At 41.6% G+C, this 16,852-nt stretch carries 8 protein-coding genes; 3 read left to right on the forward strand and 5 right to left on the reverse strand.

Features of this window, described 5'->3' with window-relative positions:
• Positions 1-155: 155 nt before the first annotated feature.
• The 5 genes from G622_RS0107600 to G622_RS0107620 form a co-directional block, all read right to left on the reverse strand.
• A complete protein-coding gene (locus tag G622_RS0107600; RefSeq protein WP_026510207.1) occupies positions 156-1,712 on the reverse strand; it encodes a glutamate synthase subunit beta in 1,557 nt (518 codons plus the stop codon).
• A gap of 85 nt (positions 1,713-1,797) precedes the next feature.
• The gene (gene gltB, locus G622_RS0107605) at positions 1,798-6,345 is read right to left on the reverse strand and encodes a glutamate synthase large subunit (RefSeq protein ID WP_026510208.1); all 4,548 of its coding nucleotides are present in this window, start codon (positions 6,343-6,345) and stop codon (positions 1,798-1,800) included.
• A gap of 108 nt (positions 6,346-6,453) precedes the next feature.
• The gene (locus tag G622_RS0107610; RefSeq protein WP_044913345.1) at positions 6,454-8,562 is read right to left on the reverse strand and encodes a glutamine synthetase III family protein; all 2,109 of its coding nucleotides are present in this window, start codon (positions 8,560-8,562) and stop codon (positions 6,454-6,456) included.
• Positions 8,563-8,615: 53 nt separating this feature from the next.
• Positions 8,616-10,199, reverse strand: coding sequence for an asparagine synthase B (asnB, locus tag G622_RS0107615; protein ID WP_026510210.1), 1,584 nt, complete (start codon positions 10,197-10,199; stop codon positions 8,616-8,618).
• A 61-nt stretch (positions 10,200-10,260) separates the two neighbouring features.
• A complete protein-coding gene (locus G622_RS0107620) occupies positions 10,261-12,030 on the reverse strand; it encodes an ammonium transporter (RefSeq protein ID WP_026510211.1) in 1,770 nt (589 codons plus the stop codon).
• 564 nt (positions 12,031-12,594) lie between these two features.
• Here G622_RS0107620 and G622_RS24475 point away from each other — a divergent pair.
• The 3 genes from G622_RS24475 (at position 12,595) to G622_RS0107640 (ending at position 16,849) form a co-directional block, all read left to right on the forward strand.
• Complete coding sequence (locus G622_RS24475) at positions 12,595-14,706, forward strand: methyl-accepting chemotaxis protein (protein ID WP_049945742.1); 2,112 nt, start codon at positions 12,595-12,597, stop codon at positions 14,704-14,706.
• Between the two features lie 537 nt (positions 14,707-15,243).
• Entirely contained in the window at positions 15,244-16,224 is a 981-nt protein-coding gene (locus G622_RS22110; RefSeq protein WP_044957325.1) for a nucleoside hydrolase, read from the forward strand.
• A 43-nt stretch (positions 16,225-16,267) separates the two neighbouring features.
• Complete coding sequence (locus G622_RS0107640) at positions 16,268-16,849, forward strand: ECF transporter S component (RefSeq protein WP_026510212.1); 582 nt, start codon at positions 16,268-16,270, stop codon at positions 16,847-16,849.
• The last annotated feature ends 3 nt before the right edge of the window (positions 16,850-16,852 follow it).

A 16,852-nucleotide genomic window follows, 5' to 3' on the forward strand; every position in this document is an offset into this window, starting at 1 on the left:
TCCTGAATTCACCTTATAAAATATAAGATAGACGCAACTATTAAATCATACCATAGGAAACGAAATAGTGTGCTCAAAAAAAATAAAAAATTCCGCCAGAAAAATGGTTCTTCACCTTTTTACTGCCGGAAGTTTTTATTTATATTACTATTTCCTTAATTTGTATATCCCATCAGATATTCATCAACTTCTTTTGCGCAGGCTCTTCCTTCTGCAATAGCCCACACAACAAGGGACTGGCCTCTCCTCATATCTCCTGCTGAAAAAACTTTTGTGCCATCAACACGGTAGCTGTTATCTATAGTAGTAACTGTTCCGCGTCCTGTTCTCTTTAAGGAGAACGCATCAGCTGTATAGTCCTCGCATCCAACGAAGCCGGCTGCTATAAGCAAAAGATCACATTTAATTTTCTTCTCTGTTCCCGGAACTTCTGTAAGTTTTCCATCTTTAAAGGCGACCTTTACAGTCTCTATCTGCTTTAAATTTCCCTTTTTATCTGTTTCAACGCTCTTAACTGTAGTCTCAAAAACTCTGGGGTCATTTCCAAAAACATGAATCGCTTCCTCATGACCATAATCTGTCTTTAAGACCTTTGGCCACTCAGGCCAGGGATTACCTGCTGTTCTCTCTACGGGAGGCTTTGGCATCATTTCCAGTGCTGTAACTGACTTTGCACCATGCCTTATCACAGTTCCGATACAGTCATTACCGGTATCTCCGCCACCTACGATCACAACATTTTTACCTGCTGCATCTATGTATCCGCCTTTTTTCTTAAATGCCTCAACTGATTTATCCCCGGAGCCAATAGCATCCATTAAAGATTTAGAATCGTTTTGTGTCAATGCCTTTGTGGTACTTGTAAGAAAATCCACAGCATAGTAAACACCCTTTGTAGCAGACGGATCAAGGATGCTTCCATGGTCATTACCCTTCTGAGAACCTGTTAATGCAAGTGGTCTTGCTTTCTTGGATCCACAGCAAAGCACAACTGCATCAAAACCATCAAGAATTGAAGAAGCTTTTTTATCCTTTCCCACATCTACGCTTGTGTGGAATATCACACCTTCATCTTCCATCAGTTTTCTTCTTCGCTTAATAACATTTTTATCAAGCTTCATGTTGGGGATTCCATACATGAGAAGACCGCCTATCTCATCTTCTCTTTCAAATACTTCCACCAGATGTCCTCTGTGATTGAGCTCATCAGCCACAGCAAGTCCGGAAGGTCCGCTTCCTACAACAGCTACCTTTTTGCCACTTCTGATCTTAGGTACCACCGGCTTTATATATCCCTTTTCAAAAGCTGTTTCCACAAGGAATAATTCATTATCATGTACAGTTACCGCATCTCCATACTGACCACACATACATGCTTTCTCACAAAGAGCGGGGCAGACACGACCTGTGAACTCAGGAAAATTGCTGGTTTTATGAAGCCTTGCAAATGAATGCTCATCATGTCCCTTATATAATTCATCATTCCACTCAGGTATCAGATTATGCAGTGGGCATCCTGTGACCATGCCGCCAAGATTCATTGCTGACTGGCAAAACGGAACACCGCAGTTCATGCATCTTGCCGCCTGCTTGCGTCTGCTGTCTGTATCAAGTGGCTTATGAAATTCTTCAAAATTCAGTATTCTCTCTGCAGGAGGGATATCTGTATTATTTGTTCTTTTATATTCCAGAAAGCCTGTATCCTTTCCCATCTTTCACCTCATCCCGGTCCTGAGGAATAACTCTCTGTATTCCTCAGGACTGTATTTTTTTCAGTTTGATATCCATCAAAAATATTTAAGCAAGTTCCTTAAATGCCTCTAAAATTGCATGCTCGTGATCTATTCCCTGCTCCTCATACTTACCGATTGCAGTCAGCATCTTTTGATAATCATTCGGAACTATTTTCTTAAAATCAGGAATATAGTCTTCAAAGTTGGCAAGGATTTCTGCACCATATTCAGAGCCTGTCTCAGCAACATAATCTTCAAGTATTTCTTTAAGTTCAGCTATATCGTACTTTTCAGTGAGCTCATATAGAGATGCCATATCCTTGTTCATTCTGAGATACAGCGTATGCTCCTTATCAAGAACATAGGCTATTCCGCCACTCATACCGGCTGCAAAGTTTTTACCTGTCATTCCGAGAATAACTGCTCTTCCGCCTGTCATATATTCAAGGCCATGATCTCCGCATCCTTCAGAAACTGCTATGGCACCGGAATTTCTTACACAGAATCTCTCGCCTGCAACGCCGCATACATATGCCTTTCCTGCCGTTGCACCATAGAGAGCCACATTACCGATTATGATATTCTCATGAGCTTTATATGTAGCTTTTTGGGAAGGTCTTACAATTACCTTTCCGCCTGAAAGTCCTTTTCCAAAGCCATCATTTGCATCACCATAAAGCTTTAAAGTAACACCTTTAGGAAGGAATGCACCAAAGGACTGACCGCCTCCGCCACTGGCATTTACTACAATTGAATCATCCGGAAGTGAGTTTTTAAAATCAGCTGTAACCCTGCTTCCAAGAAGTGTTCCAAAACTTCTGTCTGTACTTGATATATCTACATCGAGGCTAAGGACTGACTTAGAAGCTCCTGCAGCACCGTCAACAAAAGCAGCTTCAAGATTCTCCTTTAATGACTGTTTAGCCTTTTCATATTCAGGAACAAGAATCTTTTTATCCAGCGTCTTTTCAAGTCCAAAATCATATACATTAGCAGGATTAAAGTGATTCTTTTCGCATCCGGCATAGGACTTATTCAGGATTCTGCTGAGGTCTGCAGCATCCTTGCATCTTGCACCTGCGACAGTTCTCATCCTGAGACAATCTGTTCTTCCAACCATGTCCGTAAGCTTCCTGAATCCAAGCTCACTCATGATCTCACGAAGCTGTCTTGCCACAAAAAGCATGAAGTTCATAACATGTTCAGGCTTTCCTGCAAATCTTTTCCTAAGTTCTTCATTTTGAGTTGCGATTCCCACAGGACAGGTATCCTTGGAGCAGACTCTCATCATCATGCAGCCCATGCATACAAGGGGAGCCGTAGCAAAACCGAATTCCTCAGCACCCAGAAGTGCAGCGATTGCCACATCTCGTCCGGTCATAAGTTTTCCGTCAGTCTCAAGAACTACTCTGCTTCTGAGTCCATTATCAAGAAGTGACTGGTGAGCTTCACTTACTCCAAGCTCCCAGGGAAGTCCTGCGTGATGGACTGAGGATGAGGGAGCAGCGCCTGTTCCTCCGTCATAACCTGAAACCAGAATAACCTGAGCTCCTGCCTTGGCAACACCTGATGCAATAGTTCCAACTCCTGCCTCTGACACAAGCTTTACTGAAATTCTTGCTTTATCATTAGCATTTTTAAGATCGTAAATAAGCTGAGCCAGATCCTCAATTGAGTAAATATCATGATGAGGTGGCGGTGATATCAGCGCTACACCGGGAGTAGAAAATCTGGTTGATGCAACCCAGGGGTATACCTTCTTTCCGGGAAGATGTCCACCCTCTCCTGGCTTTGCTCCCTGTGCCATCTTTATCTGAATCTCTTTTGCACTTTGAAGATATCTGCTGGTTACGCCGAATCTTCCTGATGCAACCTGCTTTACTGCACTGTTTTTGTTTGTGCCAAAACGTGCAACATCTTCGCCGCCTTCACCGGTATTTGATTTTCCGCCAAGCCTGTTCATCGCTATGGCAAGAGTTTCATGGGCTTCCTTTGAAAGGGAGCCATATGACATTGCACCTGTCTGGAATCTTTTTACTATCTCCTCTTCGCTCTCTACTTCCTCAAGTGGTACAGGATTTCCTGAGGGGACAAAGGATAAAAGTGCACGAAGTGTATGAGGTCTGTCCTCATCATCAACCATTTTCGTATATTCCTTAAAGCGCTCGTAATCTCCTTCACGTACTGCTCTCTGCAGGGTTACGATTGTTTTGGGACTGTACATATGGTCTTCTTTGTCTTCACCGCTTCTAAGGGAATGGAATCCGATAGAATCCAGTGTTGTATCCGTAGATAATCCGAGCGGATCAAATGCCTTGTTATGACGAAGCTCTACATCTTCACCTATTTCCTTAATTCCGATTCCGCCAACACGGCTTATGGTTCCTGTAAAATATTTATCAACAAACTCAGCTGAAAGTCCAATAGCTTCAAAAATCCTTGCGGACTGGTAAGACTGAAGCGTTGATATTCCCATCTTTGCCGCAATCTTAACAACGCCGCCTAGAAGTGCCTTATTGTAATCAGCAATCGCAGTGTGATAGTCCTTATCAAGAATTCCTATGTCTATAAGCTCAGCAATACATTCCTGAGCAAGGTAAGGATTTATGGCTCTTGCACCAAATCCAAGCAGTGTTGCTATCTGATGAACATCTCTGGGTTCACCACTCTCTAGAATAAGTGATACCGCAGTGCGCTTTTTGGTTCTGACAAGATGCTGCTCAACGGCAGATACAGCAAGAAGTGACGGTATTGGCATGTGGTTTTCGTCTACGCCTCTGTCTGAGAGGATCACAATATTTACTCCGTCTGCTACTGCTCTGTCCACTGAGATGCAAAGCTGTTCAAGCGCTCTTTCAACAGGAGCATTCTTATAATATAGAAGTGATATTTTTCTTACATGAAAGCCCGGCTGGTCCAAGGCTTCAATTTTCATAAGGTCTACGCCTGTAAGAATGGGGTTATTGACCTCCAACACGCGGCAGTTATCGCTCTTTTCATTAAGAAGATTACCGTCTGACCCAATGTAAACCGTGGTGTCGGTTACAACCTTCTCTCTGAGGGAGTCAATGGGCGGATTAGTAACCTGTGCAAAAAGCTGCTTAAAATAACAAAATAGCGGCTGATGATGCTGTGATAACATTGCCAGCGGAATATCAGTTCCCATTGAAACTGTAGATTCTATTCCGTTCATTGCCATTGGCATAATCTGATTTTTCACATCTTCATAGGAGTATCCGAAGACTTTGTAGAGCTTATCTCTCATCTCCTGAGAGCTTCTGGGTATTTTCCTATTCGGTATTTCAAGTGTGCCAAGATGTAAAAGATATCTGTCAAGCCACTCACCATAGGGCTTTGATGTAGAATACTTCTCCTTACATTCCTCATCAGAGATGATTCGTCCTTCTTTTGTATCAACCAAAAGCATATGGCCCGGTGAAAGGCGTGATTTCCTGATTATGTTTTCCTCGGGTATATCAAGAACACCTACTTCGGATGACAGGATGAGTCTTCCGTCCTTTGTGACATAATATCTGGAGGGTCTTAGTCCGTTTCTGTCAAGAGTTGCACCAAATACTTCGCCATCCGTAAAAAGTACTGCAGCAGGACCATCCCAGGGTTCCATCATAGTTGCATAGTAATGATAAAAATCTTTTCTTGACTGCTCCATGAAGTCATTGTGCTTCCAGGGTTCAGGTATGGTCAGCATCATTGCAAGTGGAAGATCCATTCCGTTCATGTAGAGGAATTCCAGGGTATTATCCAACATTGCTGAGTCAGAGCCTGAAGAAGCGATGACAGGATAAACCTTACCAAGATCATCACCAAAAACATCAGATGACATAGTCTCTTCACGGGCAAGCATTCTGTCACTGTTACCTCGAATAGTATTTATCTCTCCGTTGTGGGCTATCATCCTGTAGGGATGAGCTCTTTGCCAGGAGGGTGTGGTATTTGTTGAAAAACGGCTGTGAACAAGTGCGATTGCTGTATTATAGTCAGGTGATAGCAGATCCTCATAGAAATTGCGCAGCTGGCCTACGAGAAACATTCCCTTATACACAATTGTCCTTGATGAAAAGGAGCAAATATATGTATCCTCAGAGGACTTCTCATACTCACGTCTAAGCTGATAAAGTCGTCTGTCAAAATCTATACCTCTTTTCACATCGGAAGGTCTCTCAACAAAACACTGACTTATGTGGGGCATACAGTTTCTTGCTACTTCTCCCAGTATTTCAGGGTGAATTTCCACATCTCTCCAGCCAAGTACCTTAAGGTTCTCCTTCTCCGCTATGACTTCAAGCATTCTCTTTGCAAACATTCTTTTCATGGAGTCCTGAGGAAAAAAGAACATACCTATTCCATAATCCCCAGCAGATTTCAGCTGTATACCGGACTTTAATGCTTCCTTTGAAAAGAATTTATGAGATATCTGGACAAGGATTCCAACGCCATCGCCGACTTTTCCTGTAGCATCTTTTCCGGCTCTATGCTCAAGTTTCTCGACAATGCTAAGCGCATCGTCGAGAACTTTATTGTCAGCCTTGCCATCTATATTAATTACTGCGCCGATACCACAGGCATCGCGCTCATTCATCCAATTATCCATTCCTTACCGCCTTTTGCCCTCATCCGGTTTTTACACCGAATGAGGGAATATTTTTAGCTCTGTGTTTGATTTCCGTTTGAGCCAGCACCATTGTGCTTTAATAACCAGTTATCTGAGTGAAAACAGCATCTGACCATATGTGGGATAGCTGAGGTACTTATCAGGAATAAGTGCTTCTGCCTCATCAGCATACTTGCGAAGTTCATCCATATCTGCAAGAATTGTCTGCTGATAATAGCTTGCCTGCTCAAGAAGTTCTTCCTTCTCTTCTGCCACCCTGGTATCTGCTGCAAGCTTTTCAAGTGCCTTGCACATTCCTGCAGATGCTTTATCTATTGTTGCAAGTACTCCGGTCTCAAGGACTGAAGCACCATCACCAAGAAGACTCTTCTTCTGAATAATCTCTTTGCTAAGATCCTTCTGGTAAGATACGATACCCTCTGTAAGATCTTTTCTTACCATCTCCTGCATTGTAAGTGACTCAATGTGTACTGATTTTGAATAATTCTCAAGAAGAATATCGTATCTTGAATGAATTTCTTCCTTAGTAAATATTCCGTGCTTTGTGAAAAGCTCTAAAGACTCATCACTGATCCAGTAAGGCATTGCATCAGGAAGTGACTTAAGATTCGGAAGACCTCTCTTTGCAGCTTCCTCTACCCACTCATCTGTGTATCCGTTGCCGTTAAAGAGTACTCTCTTGTGAGCTACAAGTTCTTCCTTAAGAACCTCTGTTATCTTTTCCTTTAACTCATCTCCGCTGTAAGCTGAGAGTTTCTCGTAAAGTCTTGCAACCTCTTCAGCAACTGCAGTATTAAGAACAATGTTAGCGTTTGCTACTGAAACTGAGGAGCCCGGCATACGGAACTCAAACTTATTTCCTGTAAATGCAAAAGGTGATGTTCTGTTTCTGTCTGTATTATCCTTTGTGAAATGAGGAAGTACCTTAGCACCCATAGCCATCTGAACCTTACCCTGGCTGATATAGGATTTTCCATCTTCTATTGCCTTAAGTACTTCTGCAAGCTCATCTCCAAGGAAGATTGATATGATAGCCGGCGGTGCTTCGTTTCCACCAAGTCTGTGATCATTTCCTGCTGATGCAACAGAAAGTCTTAAAATCGGTGCATACTCATCAACTGCAGAAATTACAGCCATAAGGAAAAGCAAAAACGGTATGTTCTCACCGGGATTTTTGCCGGGATCAAGAAGGTTTAATCCTGTATCAGTGCATACTGACCAGTTGTTGTGTTTTCCTGAACCGTTGATTCCTTCGAAGGGCTTTTCATGCAAAAGACATGCATAATTATGTTTATCTGCAACCTTCTTCATAACCTCCATTGTGAGCTGGTTGTGATCAACTGCAATGTTGGCTGTTTCAAATACAGGTGCCATCTCATGCTGTGAAGGTGCTACCTCGTTGTGCTTTGTCTTTGCAGGGATTCCAAGCTTCCAGAGTTCTTCATCAAGGTCATGCATGTAAGCTGAAACCTTGGGCTTAATAACTCCAAAATAATGATCCTCCATCTCCTGACCTTTCGTAGCCGGAGCTCCAATGAGGGTTCGTCCGGTAAAAAGAAGGTCCTTTCTCTTTTTATAAAAATCTTTATCTATCAAAAAATACTCCTGCTCAGAGCCGATTGTGGTGTTTACGCGTTTTACATCCTCATACCCCAGGAGGTGGAGCAACTTAACTGATTCCCTGGACAGAGCTTCCATCGAGCGCAAGAGAGGTGTTTTTTTATCCAGCGCTTCTCCGCCATAGGAACAGAATGCTGTAGGAATGTAAAGAGAACCGTCTTTTATGAATGCAGGAGATGAAGGATCCCATGCTGTGTAGCCACGAGCTTCAAATGTTGCACGAAGGCCGCCTGAAGGAAAGCTTGATGCATCAGGCTCACCCTTAACCAGCTCTTTTCCGGAAAACTCCATAATAATGGATCCGTTATCTGTAGGTGAAATAAAGCTGTCATGCTTCTCTGCAGTCAGTCCTGTCATTGGCTGGAACCAGTGTGTGAAATGTGTTGCACCGTTCTCAATAGCCCATTCCTTCATGACTGCTGCCACTGTGTTTGCCACATCAAGTTCAAGATGTGAACCCATTTCAATTGTCTTATGTACTGCCTTGTAAATATCCTTTGGCAGTCTTTCTCTCATAATCTTGTCATTAAATACAAGACATCCGAATTCTTCTGTAAGTTTTGATGCTTCTATCATATTTTCCTCCTTTAGTCCGGTTCTGAACTATATATTGTTTTCAATGCTTTTTGTTATTTTCCGCTTGCACCATAGTTGGATAGCACTCTTGCTGACGGGTCGTTTACATCACAGCCCTTCCAACTCTTATTGGGCATCCAGAAATCTATGATCATATCCGATTGATCAGGATAGTATTTTTCAAATATCTCTCTGTAAAGCAATGATTCCTTAGTAAAAGGTGTTGCATGTTCATATTTCTTAATATTGGAAATATAATCCTCATCTGAATAAACAGACTCAGCATATTCGATCAGGTCATCCCTTAATGAATGTCCCACAGCATCTGAAAATGCTGCCTTTTCTCGCATCAGTATTGAATGAGGGATGAACTTGTCTTCTTCAAAGGATTTTCTAAGCAGGTATTTACCCATTCCATAAGTATTGAGCTTCTTCTCCGGATCTATACTCATTACATAATCCACAAAATCAAGATCTCCAAAAGGAACTCTTGCTTCCAGTGAATTAACACTTATGCATCTGTCTGCACGAAGCACATCATACATATGAAGCTCTCTTACTCTCTTCTCCGCTTCCTGCTGAAAAGCTGCTGCGCTCGGAGCAAAGTCCGTATACTTGTATCCGAAGAGTTCATCAGATATTTCGCCTGTCAAAACCACCTTTATATCAGTGTTTTCATGAATCCATTTGCATAGGAGGTACATTCCTATTGATGCTCTTATGGTTGTTATGTCATAGGTTCCAAGAGCTTCTATTACCGGTTCAATGGCATCAATTACATCCTTTTTACTGATTATCACCTCATGATGTCTGCTGTGAATGTAATCTGCCACTTCCCTTGCATATTTAAGATCTATGGCATCTATATCCATTCCTATGGCAAAGGTTTCAATTGGTTTATCTGAAAGCTTTGCTGCAACTCCGCAAACAAGAGATGAATCCAGACCTCCTGAAAGAAGGAATCCTACAGGAGCATCTGCATCCAGTCTCTTCTTTATTCCATTTAGGAGCTTATCGTGAATGTTTTTTGTAATTGTTTCCAGATTGTCTGTTTTAATTTCTTTTACGTAAGTCATATCTCTGTAGCATATGAACTTACCGTCCTCGTAATAATGTCCGGGAGGAAACGGAGTTATTTTCTTACATACCCCTGTCAGGTTCTTTGGCTCTGAAGCAAAAACGATATATCCATCATCGTCATAACCGTAATAGAGAGGTCTTATTCCTATCGGATCTCTGGCTGCAATAAAACTGCGTTTTTCAGAATCGTAGATTACCATTGCAAATTCAGCATCCAGAAGGTCAAACATTTTTGTTCCAAGTTTTTCATAAAGAGGAAGTATTATTTCGCAATCACTGTCGCTATTAAAAGCATAGCCAAGAGATTTTAAATAGTTCTTCAATGCTTTAAATCCATATAACTCCCCGTTACAAACAACTGCATTTCCGTTTAAGGTAAAGGGCTGCATTCCTTTACAGTTAAGGCCCATGATTGCAAGCCTGTTAAAACCAAGATAGCCGCCATTAACCTTTAATGTCCTGGACTTATCCGGACCTCTTGATGCAGTTCTTTCAAGCATTTCTTCAAAGAACTCCTTACTTATTTCATCTCTGGCATATGTGAGTATTGCGCACATATTGATTGTTCCTCCTGAAAATTTTATTTATGATAGCCGTATTTGACTTTGAATCTCTTTATCACTCTGCATCTGCTAAAGCAAGCACACCCTCTTCTCCGGTGCGGATCTTAACAACATTGTCGATGCTGTAAACGAAGATCTTACCATCACCGATTTTTCCTGTATAAAGTGTTCTCTTAGCTGCTTCAATGACATCCTCAACAGGAATCTTGCTGACAACAACTTCAAGCTTGATCTTGGGAAGAAGTGTTACATCCATTTCAACGCCGCGATACTTCTGACCGGAGCCCTTCTGAACTCCACATCCCATAACCTGAGTAACTGTCATTCCTGTTACGCCAAGTTCGTTCATTGCCTTTCTTAACTTGTCATATCTTGAAAGCTTGGTTACAATAACTACCTTATGAATAGCTGTCTCTGTTTTAACAGGTGATGTAACAACAGGTACTGATGCATTTTTCTGGAATTCAGTAGCTGTATCATAGTCACTAGCACCAAGGTCTGTGTTTTCATTCACATCCATGTTCAATGTGTTTGAAATATCCATAAGAGCAAATCCTGAATATGCTGATGCAAGACCATGCTCTGTTGCGTCAAGACCTGTGATTTCCTCTTCCTCTGTTACTCTGAGTCCTAAAACTGCCTTAATTACTGCAAATGTGATAGAGATTGTTACTGCTGTCCAGCCTGCAACTGCTACAAAACCAACAAGCTGAATTCCAAGAAGCTTAAGACCACCGCCATAGAAAAGACCTGTCATCTCATTTCCGGCAGCATCTGCAATGCTGTATCCCGGAGCTGTATTTGTTGCAAAAAGACCAACTGCAATTGTTCCCCAGATACCGTTTAAGCAATGTACTGCAACTGCTCCAACAGGATCATCAATATGAAGCTTATAATCAAGAAGCCATACACCAAAGCAAACCAGAAGTCCTGCCACGATACCGATCACAATTGCACCAAAAGCATCTGTTACATCACAGGGTGCTGTGATTGCTACAAGACCTGCCAGTGAAGCGTTAAGACACATTGAAACATCAGGCTTGCCATACTTAAGCCATGTAAAGATCATGCATGTTACTGTTGCCAGAGCAGGTGCTATTGTTGTTGTTACAAATATTGAACCAAGCTGATCAATTGATGTTGCTGCTGCTCCGTTAAATCCGTACCAGCCAAGCCAGAGAATGAAAACACCAAGCGCTGCTGCTGTGAGATTGTGACCGGGGAAAGCATTTACTTTTGTAACTTTTCCGTTCTTATCTCTCTCGAACTTACCAATGCGGGCTCCAAGGAAAGTTGCTCCGATAAGTGCTGAAATACCACCTACCATATGGATTGCTGTTGATCCTGCAAAATCGTGGAAACCTATCTGAGAAAGAAATCCGCCACCCCAGATCCAATGTGCTTCAATGGGATAAATGATTGCTGAAATAACTGCTGAATATACACAGTAGGAAATGAACTTTGTTCTTTCAGCCATTGATCCTGAAACGATTGTTGCTGTTGTAGCACAGAACACAAGGTTGAATACGAAATTTGACCAGTCAAAATTTGCATAGCCTGTAAAAATATCAAATCCCGGTCTTCCGATTATCCCCATGACATCTTCACCAAGAAGAAGTCCAAAACCAATGAGGATAAACACAACAGTACCGATACAGAAATCCATCAGGTTTTTCATGATGATATTTCCTGTATTTTTTGCTCTTGTAAATCCGGCTTCGCACATTGCAAATCCTGCCTGCATCCAGAAAACAAGAGCTGCGCCAATTAGAAACCACACTCCAAAGATTTTTCCATCAATAATACTCATTAACTCTTCACTCATAATCCGCTCCTCCAAAAGCATAACTGTGTCGTTTATGCAAAAAAAGCGGCGCAGCAGAGACCAGTCCTGAAACTGATGCCCCATTGCACCGCTAAAGTCTTAAATTTGAAGTTTGAATACGTGTATACATTTCTCCGGAGTCGTATTCTTATAGCATGTCACACCCAACTAAATGCATCGTAAAGTGATCTCATATGGTTCTCACTATACTCGAAAAACACCACGTCAAATGCTCTGCCTGAATATACAGAAAAAGCGCCTTAGAGTGTTATCTCTAAGACGCCCTTGTCTTTATAGGTTGTGATTTTACGCTTGCATTAAATGAGTGTCAAGATGTTTTTGAAGTTTTTTAAAAATAAATTTCCTAACTATTTGTCCGGGTGCCTAAATTCCGGACATTTTGCTTTATGCGTTTGTATTTATCTCAATCTCTTCAAAGCAAATTTATTAATCCATAGTCTAATAAAATACGATTTAAGAGATATTTAATATAATTTTAATTAACTAAATAAAAGCCATATTTTATCATAATTATATACTGATTTTATTTTAAAGGAGGTCATTATGGCTGCTGAAAAAAACAAGAATTCCAATGCTCTGAAAATTGAGGGAATGAGTCTTAAGGCAACTCTTATTGTAACTATAGTTCCTATTGTTGCTATCCTTCTTATAGCCCTTACCGTAATTACAACCGTCATAAGCAGAAATATGATAATTGAGCGTTCCACGAGTGAAATGAAGGCAACTCTTGGAGAGCATACGAATTATATTTATTCTGAGCTGGAGAATATCCGGGCGCAGGCTGATTCCGTAGCAAGAATGGTTGCAGGAACCTATGAGACAACCCCTTTAGATGGCTATGGAGAAGCCCTCACCGAAGTTATTGAAGGAAGTGACCTGGTACTTGGAGCAGGTCTTTGGTTTGAACCAAATGTATTTGATAAAGAGCAGCAATATTGCGGCCCCTATTGGTATAAAAACACAACATCAGAAGGTGTTTGGGATGGGAAAGATCTTGAGCTTACATGGGACTATTCAAATGCTGATTATGACTATTTTTCACAGGAATACTATGTAAACGCCAAATCACTGCCAAATGCAACAATAACTGACCCTTACTACGATCCGGCAAGCGGAATCGTCATGGCGTCCTGTTCTGCCCCCATAAAAACTATTGATGGCCAGTTTATCGGTTGTGTCACCGTCGACATTATGCTGACAGAGATCAGTGAACAGATAGCCTCCATTAAAGTTGGAGAAACAGGAACACTTTTCTTAATTGACGGTGTAGGTAATTATATATGTCACCCCGAATTTCCTGATGCATGTAAAGATCAGATGAATATCAAAGATTCGACTGAATTAGGTGAGTATGTTCAGAGCGTGCAGTCAAGTGATTCCGGAGAAGGTTCTTTTGTAGCAGGAGGCGGCAAGCGTCTTCTATTCTGGAGTAAAGTTCCTGAAATGACCTGGAAAGTCGGCCTTAGAATTTCTGAGTCTGAGATATTAAAGCAGGTTAATGCACTCATGTACATCTCTATTATCGTATGTGTTGTAGCAGTCTTACTTACTACAATAGTGATCATCTATCAGGCTACCGGCATTGCCAAAGCAGTCTCTGTTGTAGCTAATTCTCTTGCCCACTTAAGAGAAGGTGAATTTGTCAAAATAACCGGCGTCAAGAAGAGAAAAGATGAAATTGGTCTGATGACGGAATCAACAAATGACGTAATCAATCGACTTGAAAGCATCGTTACCAATATCAAAGATTCTGCCATGTCAGTCAGTTCATCATCAGAGGAATTATCTGATATGGCTAATCAGATTTCCCAGACTGCTGAGGACGTTTCAAATGCCGTTCAGGAAATTGCATCAGGAGCTACACAGCAGGCTGATGAAATCCAGAGTGCATCCGAAAATGTTGGACGTATCGGTGACGCTGTAACGGATGTCCAGGATTCTACTGACAGTCTTTCAACTACTGCAGGTAAGATGAAGGAAGCTTCCGAGATTTCCAGCAAATCCCTTGCTTCACTTCAGGATTCCTCTCAGGAGATGACAGCTAAGATTGATGAAATATCAAGAACCATTCAGGCAACTCAGGAAGCCGTTACCAATATCGGTGGCAAGGTAGAAGGTATTACCTCCATAGCTACCCAGACCAATCTCCTTTCCCTCAATGCTTCTATCGAAGCAGCAAGAGCCGGCGAAGCAGGAAAAGGATTTGCGGTTGTTGCTGAGGAGATCGGACAACTTGCTGAAAACTCCAAGCAACTTGCTGATGATATCAAGGTTGAAATGGAGTCACTCCTTAATCAGGCTAAAGCTGCTGTTGATGCCGCCGAAGATGTTCGTCAAGGCAATATCGACCAACAGACAGCCCTCGGTGATACCCTTGCTGCTGTAAACGGTATGCTTGAAGATATCGGAAGTACCGTTGGCGGTGTTCAGCTTATCAGTGAAGGCGCAAACACCTGTGAGAACTCCAAGAATGCAGTTGTTGATACCATGAGCGCACTCTCCGCAATATCTGAAGAAAATGCAGCTTCTTCAGAAGAAACAGGAGCATCCATGCAGGAGCTGTCAGCTACGGTTACTACACTTGCAGGCTCCGCTTCAACACTTAAGGATATAGCTGAAAAGCTCAACGAGGAAATGCAGTTCTTCAAATCCTGATAGATAATCAGATTTCCTTTCTTATAAATATGCTCAAAAGGCGAAGACATTTTGGTAAATACCTGATGTCTTCGCCCCTTGACTTTGAGCCGCACACTTAATAGGTTTTTATACGAGCCAAGTGTGAGCCTTGTAAGTCCACCTGGCAAAATCTATTAGGGCCTTGGTGGAACCTGCTCCAAATGAACGCTTTGGTAAATTTTATGACTCTTTTTCTTCTTCCAATTTCTTGATCAGCTTGTCAATTTCTTCCTGCGAAAGCATCGCCATATCATTTGCTTCAGCCATGTTTTTCCTCCGATATAATTGCTGTCGTAAGTGGTGAGTATATTTATATCATCAAACAATATTCATGTCATTAACAATAACAATTGCTCTTAAATATTTTCCAAAATTTACAAAACAGAAACGACTGAATAACTTTTTTTGTTAACTATTCTGAATTGCATGTATTATAATTTTATGAAGTAACAGACTGCCCTGCAAAAAAAATTTACTATAGTCTTTTACATATGACATTTTAAGAGGTTGTTATTTATGAACAAAGTAATCATTGACTGCGATCCGGGTATCGATGACTCTTTAGCTATTATGCTGGCTCTTAACAGTCCGGAGATAGATGTCATCGGAATAACCATCGTAGCCGGCAACTCTCCGGTGGAACTTGGTTTTAAAAATGCAAAACGTATACTTAAATTCCTCGGAAGGCTCGATGTACCGGTATATGCAGGTGCTTCAGCGCCCAGAAAAAGAGAGTACGTAAATGCCCTTGATACTCACGGAAGTGACGGTCTTGGTGAGAGCTTTTTGCCAGAGGTGGAAGGTCAGAAGATTCCTGAAAAATCAGCAGTAAAGTTTATGGAGGAGTCTTTACTTCAAAGCGATGTGTCTGTTATAGCACTAGGTCCTTTATCTAATCTGGCAGAGCTTATTGATAAGGCCCCTTCCGCTTTTCTTTCCATCAAAAGACTGGTTTCCATGGGCGGCAATTTCAGAAGTCACGGAAACTGCTCTCCCGTTGCAGAATACAACTATTGGGAGGATCCCGACAGTGCAAAGCTCGTCTTCGACACGCTCTATGAGAACCATAAGAAGATTGAGATGGTTGGCCTTGATGTAACAAGAGAAATTGTTCTTACCCCTGAGATTTTGGCTGAAATGAAAAGAGCCAATCCCATTACAGGTGATTTCATCGAAAAAATCACCAGCTTCTACTTTAAATTTCACTGGGAATGGGAGCACATAAGAGGCTGCGTCATAAATGATCCTCTTGCTGTTGCACAGTTCCTAAACCCTGATATCCTGTCAGGATTTGAAGCCTTTACAGAAGTGGAAACAGGTGGCATAAGCCTTGGTCAGACAGTAGTTGATTCCATGAGTTTTTACAGGAAAGAAAGTAATGCACTCATCTACACGAAAGTAGACAAAGCCGTGTTCTGGGAAATGTTTTTGACAAGAGTACTTAATATAGAACCTGAATATTGCAAGGCAAAATTCAGTAATTTGATTCTGAGGTGACATTAGGAATCTCAAGTGACGAAAAACAGGAGAATTAAAAATCGTGAAAAACAATGCAAAAAAAATCACTTTAGTCGCTTTTGCGGTTGCCATTAATATTATTGGGAGCAAGATTGCTTTGCTTTTTAATCTTCCGATATTTCTAGACAGTATCGGAACCATGCTCGCCGGAATGGCTTTAGGTCCTATAGCCGGCGGCCTTACAGCACTTGTTGGAGGCTTAATAAACGGCGTGCTGGGAGATATCTACGCAATATACTTTTCCTTCAGTGGTGTGCTTATGGGCATAATTGCCGGTCTTCTTTTCTACAATAAGAGAATAATGATTTCTTCCATTCTTTGGAAATGTCTTATTGTTACAGTTCCTGCTTCTGCCCTTTCAGCATGTATAGAGACCTTCCTCTTTGGAGGAATAACCTCTGCAGCATTCACAACATTTCTTGTTCAGGCTCTCTCGCAGACAGCATTAAAGCTTTTGGGAAGTGCCTTCTTAACACAGGCTGTTACAGACTATGTTGATAAGGTGATTGCAATTATACTTGTTTATCAGTGCATGCAGCGTCTTCCCTATGAGCTTACTCACTTTGATGACATTGAAAATAACGCAGATACTCCTAAATTTTAATAA

Origin of the sequence: Butyrivibrio sp. LC3010 (genome assembly GCF_000424385.1) — a bacterium.
Taxonomy (GTDB): domain Bacteria; phylum Bacillota; class Clostridia; order Lachnospirales; family Lachnospiraceae; genus Butyrivibrio.

Coding starts and splice junctions, on each gene's coding strand:
- G622_RS0107610 (WP_044913345.1), bottom strand. CDS start 8,562: ATGATAGAAGCATCAAAACTTACAGAAGAATTCGGATGTCTTGTATTT.
- asnB (WP_026510210.1), bottom strand. CDS start 10,199: ATGTGCGCAATACTCACATATGCCAGAGATGAAATAAGTAAGGAGTTC.
- G622_RS0107620 (WP_026510211.1), bottom strand. CDS start 12,030: ATGAGTGAAGAGTTAATGAGTATTATTGATGGAAAAATCTTTGGAGTG.
- G622_RS0107600 (WP_026510207.1), bottom strand. CDS start 1,712: ATGGGAAAGGATACAGGCTTTCTGGAATATAAAAGAACAAATAATACA.
- G622_RS24475 (WP_049945742.1), top strand. CDS start 12,595: ATGGCTGCTGAAAAAAACAAGAATTCCAATGCTCTGAAAATTGAGGGA.
- gltB (WP_026510208.1), bottom strand. CDS start 6,345: ATGGATAATTGGATGAATGAGCGCGATGCCTGTGGTATCGGCGCAGTA.
- G622_RS22110 (WP_044957325.1), top strand. CDS start 15,244: ATGAACAAAGTAATCATTGACTGCGATCCGGGTATCGATGACTCTTTA.